At 72.7% G+C, this 10,855-nt stretch carries 9 protein-coding genes; 5 read left to right on the plus strand and 4 right to left on the minus strand.

Translation table 11 applies throughout. The features are described 5' to 3' along the window. The 3 genes from C1J00_RS29110 to C1J00_RS29120 all read right to left on the minus strand — a co-directional run. Positions 1 to 1,745, minus strand: a 1,745-nt coding sequence (locus C1J00_RS29110; protein WP_102911987.1) for a DUF3492 domain-containing protein, incomplete at its 3' end; no start/stop codon positions are given. Positions 1,746 to 2,086: 341 nt separating this feature from the next. Further along, positions 2,087 to 3,355, minus strand: coding sequence for a DUF3152 domain-containing protein (locus tag C1J00_RS29115; RefSeq protein ID WP_245936549.1), 1,269 nt, complete (start codon positions 3,353 to 3,355; stop codon positions 2,087 to 2,089). Positions 3,356 to 3,600: 245 nt separating this feature from the next. Then, positions 3,601 to 4,647 (minus strand): alpha/beta fold hydrolase, encoded by a 1,047-nt coding sequence (locus C1J00_RS29120; protein WP_102911983.1) that lies wholly within the window; start codon positions 4,645 to 4,647, stop codon positions 3,601 to 3,603. A 255-nt stretch (positions 4,648 to 4,902) separates the two neighbouring features. Here C1J00_RS29120 and C1J00_RS29125 point away from each other — a divergent pair, with 255 nt between their 5' ends. The 4 genes from C1J00_RS29125 to C1J00_RS29140 all read left to right on the plus strand — a co-directional run bounded on the left by C1J00_RS29125 (position 4,903) and on the right by C1J00_RS29140 (position 6,874). Further along, entirely contained in the window at positions 4,903 to 5,127 is a 225-nt protein-coding gene (locus C1J00_RS29125) for an Rv3202a family protein (protein WP_102911984.1), read from the plus strand. Positions 5,128 to 5,334: 207 nt separating this feature from the next. Continuing rightward, positions 5,335 to 5,982: a TetR/AcrR family transcriptional regulator gene (locus tag C1J00_RS29130; protein ID WP_102911988.1), complete on the plus strand. Its 648-nt coding sequence runs from the start codon at positions 5,335 to 5,337 to the stop codon at positions 5,980 to 5,982. Between the two features lie 135 nt (positions 5,983 to 6,117). After that, complete coding sequence (locus tag C1J00_RS29135; protein WP_030854792.1) at positions 6,118 to 6,345, plus strand: DUF3107 domain-containing protein; 228 nt, start codon at positions 6,118 to 6,120, stop codon at positions 6,343 to 6,345. Positions 6,346 to 6,604: 259 nt separating this feature from the next. Next, on the plus strand, positions 6,605 to 6,874 hold the full coding sequence (locus C1J00_RS29140; RefSeq protein WP_102911985.1) for a hypothetical protein: 270 nt from the start codon (positions 6,605 to 6,607) through the stop codon (positions 6,872 to 6,874). A 60-nt stretch (positions 6,875 to 6,934) separates the two neighbouring features. Here C1J00_RS29140 and C1J00_RS29145 read toward each other — a convergent pair whose 3' ends face one another. Next, on the minus strand, positions 6,935 to 7,684 hold the full coding sequence (locus C1J00_RS29145; RefSeq protein ID WP_030854785.1) for a ferritin-like fold-containing protein: 750 nt from the start codon (positions 7,682 to 7,684) through the stop codon (positions 6,935 to 6,937). 475 nt (positions 7,685 to 8,159) lie between these two features. Between C1J00_RS29145 and C1J00_RS29155 the strand changes: the two genes are divergently transcribed. Beyond that, on the plus strand, positions 8,160 to 10,760 hold the full coding sequence (locus tag C1J00_RS29155) for a DEAD/DEAH box helicase (RefSeq protein WP_102911986.1): 2,601 nt from the start codon (positions 8,160 to 8,162) through the stop codon (positions 10,758 to 10,760). Positions 10,761 to 10,855 lie beyond the last annotated feature (95 nt).

Here is a 10,855-nt window from a genome sequence, read left to right on the forward strand (position 1 = left end):
GGGAGGGGCGTGGTCGCGCGTACGGGCCTGCTCGCGGCCCAGCCGGGGCCGTTGCGGGCGGCGAGGCTGGGGGACGTGGCGGTCCAGTGGACGGGCACATGGGCTTCGGCGGGAACCGCGAACGGCAGCGGCTCTCCCGCTCCGTCGAGGAGGGCACGTCGTACGGGCACCCGCGAGACGATCTCCAGGTAAATGCTGTGAAACGCCTCGATGTTCTGCTCGACCGTGAACAGTTCGAGGGCCCGGGCGCGAGCGGCGGCTCCCAGGCGCGCACGCCGCTCGGGGTCGCGCAGCAGCGCCACGCAAGCCTCGGCGAGCGCCCGCGGATTGCGCGGCGGTACGACGAGCCCCGTGCCGCCGATGACCTCCACGACCGCGCCGACGTCGGTCGACACCGTCGCGCGCCCGCAGAGCATGGCCTCCACGAGGCCGACGGGGAAACCCTCGACGACGCTGGAGAGGACGGTCACGGCGCCCGAGGCGTAGGCGTCGACGGCGGCCGGGAGTTCGGGGCCGCCGGTCTCCTCGAAGGACACCGGGTTGTCTCCGGCGGCGTGCGGGCCCTCGGCCTCGTCGGGGAAGAGTTGGGCGGCCAGTGTCCTGCAGTGGCCGAGGTAGGCCGTGCCCTCGGGGCCGGCGGGGGCGCCGACGATGCGCAGGCGGCTCCGCGGCGACTGCTTGCGGACCTCCGCGAAAGCGTGCAGCAGGGAGACCAGGTCCTTGGCGGGCTCGACGCGGCCGACCCAGACGAGCGTGTCCGGGTCCGCACAGTCCGGGGACTCGCCCACCTCGGCGAAGGGCCGGGCGTCCATGCCGGGGTAGACCGTGCGGAGCTTCTCGCGCTCGGCACCGCAGCGCTCCTGCCAGCGGCGGGCATGTGTGTTGCCGGCCGTGACCACTTCGGCCCGTCTGTAGGTCTCGGCCGCGAGTCGGCCCTGGAAGGCCGCCAGCAGGGACCGTGCGGCGGGTGGGGCGTCCGGAGCGGTGAGGTAATGCGTCCGCAGACGCACGCCGTACTCGGTCACCATCAGGGGCACGTCGGTGAAGTGCCTGGCCAGCAGGCCGGGCAGGGCGGCCGGGCCGCCGGACGCCGCGTGGCAGAGGTCGACCGCACCCAGTCCGTCGTCCTCGTACCAGTCGAGGGAGAGGGGGCGCAGGGCGCGCTCCAGGTGCGCGGCGACGGTGAGCAGATCCGGTACGCGCGCCTCACGCGCCGTGCGATGGGCGCCGGGCGCGCGACAGGCGCGTTCCAGGGTGCGTACGGCAGCCTCCGATCGGAGGGCTCCCGTCAGCCCGCCCTCCTCGCGGGCGAGTTCGGCGAGTCCGTACAGAGCGTTGGCGAAACGGTCCGCCTCCGAGGTCGGCGCACCTCCGGAAATCTCTCCGGCAGTACTGGAGGCGCTCTTGGAGCTCCCCCCGGCCGCGCCGGAAGCACCACTCGACGGAGCCCCCGGCACCCCGCACAGCACGGCAGCCAGTTCTCCGAAGCACTCGGTGAACCGCCGGCGTGCGCGGCGGCCGAGCACCACCTCGTCGTCCTCCGCCATCCACAGCGGTGCGGTGCGCACCCGGCGGACGTTGCGGGGCAGCGGGATCCAGCCCTCGTCCTCTTGGTACTGGCTGCGGCTGAGCGCGTAGACGTCGAACTCGTGCTGGGCGAGCCCGCGCACCAGCCGGTCGCACCAGAGCCTGGCGTCACCGCTCACATACGGATAGCCACCTTCCGTAAGCAGTCCGATGCGCACGAGTGCACCCCCGATCTCCCGTATGGGGAGCCGCCGTTGCCCGGCGGCTCGCAGCGGGACGAACGTATGCGGACAAGGCGGTGGTGCGACGGACGGTTGTCCGTCGCACCACCAAAAGGGGTGAACGGTCGTAACTTTCCCGTGCGGGTCGCGTTCTGTCGCGCTAGGGATTCAAGCGGATACTGATCGTCATTCCGCGGCCGACTCCCCGTCACCGCGCCTGGCATCGCGCCCCGCAGCCTGTAACGCCGGTGACGGAGGTGACACCCGTGACTACCGTGGCCCCCGTGACCACCCGTGCCCCTGTGACGCCTGTGCCGCCCGCGACGCGGCGACGCCTGTCAATTTCCGGGGTAGGGCCAGGCGTTGGCGCGGCAGCGGATGCCGTCGTGGTCGAGGAACTTGGTCTGCTGCTGCATGACCGGCGCGAGGTCGCCGTTCTTGTCGCAGGTGACGTGGTTGTAACCGAGGCGGTGGCCGATCTCGTGGTTGATCAGCATCTGCCGGTAGGCGTGGATCTTGCTGTCGCCGTAGGTCGGTGAACCCTGGGCCCACCGGTAGGCGTTGATCATCACGCGCTCGGTCGCGGCCGAGTCGCAGGAGACGTTGTCCTGGGTGGTGTCCAGGCCTGACTTGGCGCACCAGTCGGCGGTCGTTCCGGGGCTGGCGAGAGTGATCACGAAGTCGGGCTTGCCCGAGTAGATGCGCTCGAAGGTGCGCGCGCCGTTGTGGGCCCAACTGCGCGGGTCGTTGAGCGTCTGCTGCACGGCCTCGGCGAACAGCGCGCCGTCCAGCCCGAGCCCCTGCTCCACGTCGACGCGGTAGGTGAGCTTCTGCCCGGCACCGGGCGCCTCGGCGATACCGGGGACGGCGTCGAACCTGCCGGAGCCCTTGAGTTCGGCGCCGAGCGGGTAGGTCCTGCCCATCTTCTCGTCGTACGTCAGCGGCTTGACCTCGGGGGCGGGTGCCCGGCCGTCCGCGCGGGACGCGGAGTCCCGGACGTCGCGGCCCTGGTCGGGGGTTGACTGCGACTGCACCCCGGCGCCGCCGCCGTCGGCGACCTGGCCGGCGACGACGACGGCCAGCACGGTGGTGACGGCCGCGGCCGCGATGCCGGTGAAGGCACGGCCCTTGCCGCCCTTGCCGCCCTTGTCCCGCACGGGCGCGCCGGTGGGCCTCGCGTCGTCATGTCCGCCGGACCCGGAGTCGGCAGCGGTGTCGGCGCTCCAGTCCGTGACGGAGGCGTAGGCGTCCGCGGCGTGCGCGGAGGCGGGCGTACGGGGCGCGAAGACGTCGTCCTCCTCGTCGACGAAGGCATCGAGATAGTCCTGCCGCGGCCCGGGCACGGATGCCCGGCGCTGCCGCGGTATCGGAGCACCGACTTCGGCGGGTGCCCCGCCACGGGCCTGCGGAAAGCCGTGCGCGGGCGTCCCGTCGGGCAGTCGCGGCACCCCGCGCGGCGGCGTGCCTCCGGCCACCCGGGGAACTCCGTGCGAGGGAGTCCCCTCAGCAAGGCGCGGCACCCCGCGCACCGGCGTGCCGTCCGGCAGTCGGGGGAGGCCCTGGGGCGGTGTGCCGTCGGGGTGCCAGCCGTCGGGGAGGCGTGGCATGCTCTGCGGCGGCGCCCCCTCCGTCGGCGCGGGCCGCGGCCCCGGCACCCTGCGCGGGCCCTGCGGCGGCCAGCCGCCCTGCGGGGCACCGGGCGGTGCGCTCCGGGCTCCACGGCCGGCGTCGGACGCCTGGCCCGGCCTCTGCCCCTGCGTGGCCCCGGTCCGGCCGTCCCGTACTGCGGTTGGGTCCGCGCTGTCGCCCTTGGCGACCCGTCCGCGGCGGCTGTGGCGTCCCACGTCGCGCCTCAGCCCCCCATGCTCTCGTCGGTACCTGCTTCGTCGGCGGCGTCGCTCCCGGTATCCGCCCGGCCGGCCCGCTTCGCTCGCTGCGCGCCCAACTCTCCCGCGTCTTCGAGGAGTTCACGAAACGCCAGAGCCACCGTCTCCGGGTACTCCATCATCGCCACGTGACCCGCTTCGGGCAACGTCACCAGCCGGGAGTCGCGGAATGCCCGGGCCGCTTTCTGTGCCATGCGGAAGCCGACGAGCTGGTCACGGCCGCCGTAGACGAGGAGGGTCGGCGCGAGAACCCGTTCGGCCTGGCGCCACAGCCCCTGCTGGCCGCCCAGGGTGTACGCGTTGACGATCCCGCGTGCGGAGCACGCCATCGCGTCCCAGAAGTACGGCAGCCGCAGCCGCCGTTCCATCTCCTGCACGGCATTGCGGAATCCTTCCGGCGTCACACGGCCGGGGTCCCCATAACACAGCGCCATCACGCCACGGACCCGCTGCTCCGCCGTCCACTCCCGGGTGAGCCGGGTGAAGAGCAGGGCGACGCCGGGCACCGCCAGCAGCCCCGTGGGCACGGCGGAGCGCTGCACTCGGATCTCTGGCAGAGCGGGCGACACAAGCGTGAGCGTACGGACCAGATCGGGCCGGACCGCGGCGACACGTGTGGTGATGGCGCCGCCGAGCGAGTTCCCGAACAGGTGCACGGGGCCGCGCCCGGAGGCGTCGAGGTAACGGATGACCGCGCGCGCGTGCCCCGTGACGGAGTAGTTGCCGTCGTCCGGTGGCGGGGAGTCGCCGAAGCCCGGCAGGTCGAGGGCCTCGCCGTCGACGGCGCCGTCCAGCAGCGCCATCAGCGCCGACCAGTTCTGCGAGGAACCGCCGAGCCCGTGCACGTACAGCGCGGGCGGCAGCCCCTCGCGCGCGGGAGGCCTCGACCGGACCGTCAGCGTGACGCCGGGCAGCTCGACCGACCGCAGGCGCTCACCCTCCGCGACCCGGACGGTCCCCACCTTCGGCAGCACATTGGCGGGCGGCACGAACGGCAGCTCGGTCGAAGACATGCGGCAATGTTACGAGACGATCACGCAGTGACTCATGTGTTCGCCTGTGTTCGCCGTCACAGGATTCGGCCCGTTGGAGGGGCGGAAGAGGAGGCACCCGAGCACACGTGGGTAGCAGTCAAAGGGATGAGCACTGCGTCACGTCCCGGACGCGGATCGCATAGCGTCCGGATCGGGTGTCTCCTAGGCTCGTACAGAGGGCACCCGCGTGTGGCCCCTGCATTCCCAGGGACGTTTGTAGGAAGGGAGCCCAGCATGGCCGTAGATCCCACCGACCCCGAGACGTTCGAGGCCGAGGACGCGCCGGAGGCGCAGGAGCTGGACGTCGAGGCCCCCGAGGTCGACGCGGCCGAGCAGCAGGCCGACATCGCGCCGGACCGCGACGACCCGCTGACCGGCGTCGACCCGGACCGGGCCAACGAGGCCGACCTGGTGGAGCAGGCCCGGATCGTCTCGCTCGACGAGGACGACTACCGGTGACGCTCGCCGCCGACGGGCGACGAGCAGTTCCACAGAACAGGAGAGAGGCCGCATTTTGCCCGCTCTGACCCTGTTTAAAACCTTCGCAACCGCTTTCGCAACCGTCCGGTCCGTGAAATCCTGCGCTCTCACCGCGCACACCGGGGTTACCGAAAAGTACGATGGCGACGCGGCCAGATCCGCACATGGACGAACATGGGAGGCGGCGTGACAGCCATCGAGCAGACACAGGCGGTTCGCCCGCGGGGCACACGCCTGCCGCGCCGTGCCCGACGCAACCAGCTCCTGGGCGCCGCCCAGGAGGTCTTCGTGGCCCAGGGCTACCACGCGGCCGCGATGGACGACATCGCGGAGCGCGCAGGCGTCAGCAAGCCGGTGCTCTACCAGCACTTCCCGGGCAAGCTCGACCTCTATCTCGCGCTGCTGGACCAGCACTGCGAATCGCTCATCCAGTCCGTACGGAACGCGCTCGCGTCGACGACCGACAACAAGCAGCGCGTCCGGGCGACGATGGACGCCTACTTCGCCTACGTCGAGGACGACGGCGGCGCCTTCCGCCTGGTCTTCGAGTCGGACCTGACGAACGAGCCCGCCGTGCGCGAGCGCGTCGACAAGGTCACGAACGAGTGCGCTGAGGCGATCTGCGACGTCATCGCCGAGGACACCGGCCTGTCCCGCGCGGAGTCGATGCTGCTCGCCTCGGGCCTGGGCGGCCTGGCCCAGGTGGTCGCGCGGTCCTGGCTGCACAGCGACCGCAGTGTGCCGCGCGACCAGGCCGTACAGCTGCTCACCTCGCTGGCGTGGCGGGGTATCGCCGGCTTCCCGCTTCACGGCATGGACCAGCCGCACCACTGACGGGTGCCTTGTTCCCGCCCGGTGTTCGCTCGTGGCGTTCCCGGGCGGAGCATGTACGTCCCCTCACCGGGCTAATGTGTGCTGCGTACGGCGCGGAAGGTCGCGCACATCACTGACCGTCGGAGGGACATAGCCGTGGAGGTCAAGATCGGCGTGCAGCACGCGCCCCGCGAGATCGTTCTGGAGAGCGGTCAGACTGCCGAGGAGGTCGAGCGCGTGGTCGCCGAGGCCCTGGCAGGCAAGTCGCAGCTGCTGAGCCTCGTGGACGAGCACGGCCGCAAGCTCCTCGTCCCGGCCGACCGTCTCGCGTACGTCGAGATCGGTGAGCCGGCCCCGCGCAAGGTGGGCTTCGGCGCGCTGTAGGCGCATACGCCCAGGGGGCGGGACGGCTGTCGGCCGTCCCGCCCCCTCGGCGTTCCCGGTCGGCCCCTTGACCTTACGACTCTGGCGCTGACGGCTCTGGCGTTAACGGTCCCCCTGGCGTTCCCGGTCCCTTGCGGCGCACCGCTTCCTCCACGGATGGAGCACAAGTCGCCCACAGGGGTGGATTGGATTCCGCAGGTCAGGGGTAAGACGGGCTACGACCGATTTGGGCAGCCGGCCGTGTGGGAGGGACCCCGACATGCTCCTGGAAGCGCTGAGCTCCACGATCCTGGGCCTGGCTCTGGCGTGGGCGGCCGCACACCGCCTGTCGCACCGGCTCCCGGCCCGCCCCATGGTGCTGTCGACCGGTGTCGCCGGTGCTCTCTTCGGGGCCTTCGTCATGCACAGCGCGCTGGACGCCGGGCACGTGCTGCTCGTCCTGCTCGGTGCGGTGATCGTCTCCGTGGCATCGCTGTCGCTGCTGCTGCGCCCCGCGGGAAGACTGCGCCGCCGGTCGGCGACCGCCTGACGGGTCGCCGACGGTGGCGGCGCCGACGACGTGACCGTCAGGCGAGGAACTAGAAATTAGCTAGGCGGCCAGCCCCAGCGCGGCCATCCGCTTGGTGTGGGCCTCGGTGATCCGGGAGAACATCTTGCCGACCTCGGCGAGGTCGAAGCCGTCCGCGACCCCGCCCACCAGCATGGTCGACAGCGCGTCCCGGTCGGCGACCACCCGCTGGGACTGCGACAGGGCCTCGCCCATCAGCCGCCGGGCCCACAGGGCGAGCCGCCCGCCCACGCGCGGGTCGGCGTCGATCGCGGCCCGTACCTTCTCCACGGCGAAGCCGCCGTGGCCCGTGTCGTCGAGAACGGCCAGCACCAGGCCGCGGGAGTCGGAGTCCAGCCGGGCGGCGACCTCCCGGTAGAAATCGCTGGCGATGGAGTCGCCGACGTAGGCCTTGACGAGGCCCTCCAGCCAGTCCGAGGGGGCCGTCTGCTTGTGGAACCCGTCGTACGCGGCGACGAACGGCTCCATCGCCCGCGTCGGCTCCTCGCCGATCTCGGCAAGCCGGTCGCGCAGCCTCTCGAAGTGGTGGAACTCCGCCGACGCCATCTTCGCCAGCTCCGCCTTGTCCGCCAGTGTCGGCGCCAGCTTGGCGTCCTCCGCGAGCCGCTCGAACGCCGCCAGCTCCCCGTACGCGAGCGCACCGAGCAGGTCCACGACCGCGGCGCGGTACTGCGGGTCGGCGGAGGCCGTCGCCCAGTCCCGGGCGGCGACTGAGGTCGGTTCGGCGGCGGCGGTGTCCGAGGCGTTCTCAGGCTTGTCAGAGCTCGTCATAAAGCGCACAATAGCCCGCTCGCCGGGGGGCGTAAGGCCCTGGTCAATCACTGTGATGACGACTACGTGACCGAATCGGCCATCGCATGTGCGCGATTCCGGGGTATGGTGGTAATGCGCCTGCTGGTACGTCGACGTACCTCGACAGGCCGCACGTATGAGGATGCCCGGTCGGTGGCCCGATCGGCTCCGACCCGACAGCCCTCCCCGGCCGTCCGCCACAGTGCGTACGAGACCCGGAGGGGGACACCCTCAGCGGCACGAGCGCTAGAGCGTCGGCGCGGTCCCGTGCTCTACGGCCCGCCCGTAGGCAGCCGACGTCCCCGGCACGGTCTGACACGACCCCGCGCTCGCCTCGCGCCGCCCACACAGAAGAGGCAGCACCCTGACTACGTTCCGAGAGCTCGGAATTCTCCCCGAGACCGCCGAGGCCCTTGAAGCCGTCGGCATCATCACTCCCTTCCCCATCCAGGAGATGACGCTCCCCGTCGCTCTGACGGGCAAGGACGTCATCGGCCAGGCCAAGACCGGCACCGGCAAGACGCTGGGCTTCGGCCTTCCGCTCCTCGAGCGCGTCACCGTCCCCGCCGACGTCGAGGCCGGACGCGCCGAGCCCGAAGACCTCACCGAGGCCCCGCAGGCGCTCGTCGTCGTCCCCACGCGCGAGCTGTGCACGCAGGTCACCAACGACCTGCTGACCGCGGGCAAGGTGCGCAACGTACGCGTCCTCGCCATCTACGGCGGCAGGGCCTACGAGCCCCAGGTCGAGGCCCTGAAGAAGGGCATCGACGTGGTCGTCGGCACCCCGGGTCGGCTCCTCGACCTCGCCGGGCAGAAGAAGCTGAACCTGAAGCACGTCAAGAGCCTGGTCCTCGACGAGGCCGACGAGATGCTCGACCTGGGCTTCCTGCCGGACGTCGAGAAGATCATCAACATGCTGCCGGTGCGGCGCCAGACGATGCTGTTCTCGGCCACCATGCCGGGCGCGGTCATCGGCCTGGCCCGCCGCTACATGTCGCAGCCCACGCACATCAGCGCCACCTCCCCGGACGACGCGGGCGCGACGGTCGCGAACACGAAGCAGTTCATCTACCGCGCGCACAACATGGACAAGCCCGAGATGGTCTCGCGCATCCTCCAGGCCGAGGGCCGTGGGCTGGTCATGGTCTTCTGCCGCACCAAGCGCACCGCGGCCGACCTGGCCGACCAGCTCAAGCAGCGCGGCTTCGCCTCCGGCGCGGTCCACGGCGACCTCGGCCAGGGCGCCCGCGAGCAGGCACTGCGCGCCTTCCGCAACGGCAAGGTGGACGTGCTCGTCTGTACCGACGTCGCCGCCCGCGGCATCGACGTCGAGGGCGTGACGCACGTCATCAACTACCAGTCGCCGGAAGAGGAGAAGACGTACCTGCACCGCATCGGCCGAACCGGCCGCGCGGGTGCGAAGGGTACGGCCATCACGCTCGTCGACTGGGACGACATCCCGCGCTGGCAGCTGATCAACAAGGCGCTGGACCTGGGCTTCAGCGACCCGCCGGAGACGTACTCCACCTCCCCGCACTTCTACACCGACCTCGGCATCCCCGAGGGCACGAAGGGCGTCCTGCCGCGCTCGGAGCGTACGCGCGCCGGGCTGGACGCGGAGGAGCTGGAGGACCTGGGCGAGACGGGCGGCCGCGGGCCACGCGGCCGCGGCGGCCGCGGTGGCGGCGACCGGGACGAGTCCCGCTCGGCCGACCGCGAGCGCTCGTCGCGTACGCCGCGTCGCCGTCGCCGTACGCGCGGCGGTAGCACGGTGGACGGGGCGCCCGAGTCCGCCGGCACCACCGCGCCGGACAGCACGGCCACCGGCGGCGCCGCCGAGGCGGACGCCGTCACGGCTCCGCGCACCCCGCGCCGCCGTCGCCGCACCCGCGGCGGGGCCCAGTCCGAGGCGGCCCCCGTCACGGCGGTCGAGTCCCCCGGATCCGAGCAGGCGGAGACCGCCGTCGCGACGGCGGAGGGCACGGCTGCCGAGGCCCCGGAGACGGCCACGAAGTCGCGCCGACGCCGTACGCGCCGCTCGGAGACGGCCGCGGTGGAGACCGAGGCCGCGGTGACGCCGTCGGCCCCGGAGCCGGTGATCGTCGCCGAGGCCCCGGCCGCCGCGGAAGCCGCGCTGCCCGAGGCCGCCGCCAGGCCGCGCCGCCGCACCCGCAAGGCCACGGCGGCGTCCGCGGCCGAGTCGGCGGTCGACACGGCCGAGGGGACCACCGAGTCCGCTGCGGAGCCGGTGGAGACGAAGCCGCGCCGTACCCGCAAGACGGCCGCGGAGACTGAGGCGATCGTCGACACCGCCGAGACGGCCGAGGCCAAGCCGCGCCGCGCTCGCAAGACGGCCGCAGCGGCGGACTCCGCCGAGACGGCCGAGGCGAAGCCCAGGCGTACGCGCAAGGCGACGGCAGCGGCGGCCGAGGCCGCCGTCGACACGGCCGAAGGCACGGAGGCCAAGCCGCGCCGCCGCACCCGCAAGACCGCCGAGGCACCCGAGACCACGGCCGAGGCCGCGGCTCCCGAGTCCTCGGAGACCAAGCCGCGCCGCACCCGCAAGGCCGCCGCCCCGGCGGAGGACGCGGTCGACACGGCCGAAGGTGCGGAGGCCAAGCCGCGCCGCCGCACCCGCAAGGCCACCGAGCCCGTCGCGGCCGTCGCCGAGATCCCGGCCCAGACGGCCCAGGAGCCGGAGACCGTCGAGGCCAAGCCGCGCCGCACCCGGAAGACGGCCGCCGCCGCCCCGGACAGGGAGGCAGTCGAGGCCAAGCCGCGCCGCACGCGGAAGACCGCCGCAGCGGCTGAAGCCGCCGTGGACACAGCCGAAGGCACGGAGGCCAAGCCGCGCCGCCGCACCCGCAAGGCCACCGAGCCCGTCGCGGCCGTCGCCGAGATCCCCGCACAGGCGGATCAGGAGCCCGAGGCCGCCAAGCCGCGCCGGACGCGCAAGGCGACCACGGCCACCACCTCGGAGGACGTGGCGGAGGCGAAGCCCAAGGCCCGCCGCACCCGCAAGGCCACGGCCGCCGCGGAGCCCACCGAGGGCTGATCCACCCCTCGCCGACGGCCCGGCCCCCTCACGGGGAGCCGGGCCGTCGGCATTCACGCCGGTCACAGGGGCGGTCCCCACCCGCTACCCTCGCC

Source organism: Streptomyces cahuitamycinicus, assembly GCF_002891435.1.
Taxonomy (GTDB): domain Bacteria; phylum Actinomycetota; class Actinomycetes; order Streptomycetales; family Streptomycetaceae; genus Streptomyces; species Streptomyces cahuitamycinicus.

Coding starts and splice junctions, on each gene's coding strand:
- C1J00_RS29140 (WP_102911985.1), top strand. CDS start 6,605: ATGCTCCTGGAAGCGCTGAGCTCCACGATCCTGGGCCTGGCTCTGGCG.
- C1J00_RS29125 (WP_102911984.1), top strand. CDS start 4,903: ATGGCCGTAGATCCCACCGACCCCGAGACGTTCGAGGCCGAGGACGCG.
- C1J00_RS29155 (WP_102911986.1), top strand. CDS start 8,160: ATGACGCTCCCCGTCGCTCTGACGGGCAAGGACGTCATCGGCCAGGCC.
- C1J00_RS29115 (WP_245936549.1), bottom strand. CDS start 3,355: ATGCCACGCCTCCCCGACGGCTGGCACCCCGACGGCACACCGCCCCAG.
- C1J00_RS29120 (WP_102911983.1), bottom strand. CDS start 4,647: ATGTCTTCGACCGAGCTGCCGTTCGTGCCGCCCGCCAATGTGCTGCCG.
- C1J00_RS29145 (WP_030854785.1), bottom strand. CDS start 7,684: ATGACGAGCTCTGACAAGCCTGAGAACGCCTCGGACACCGCCGCCGCC.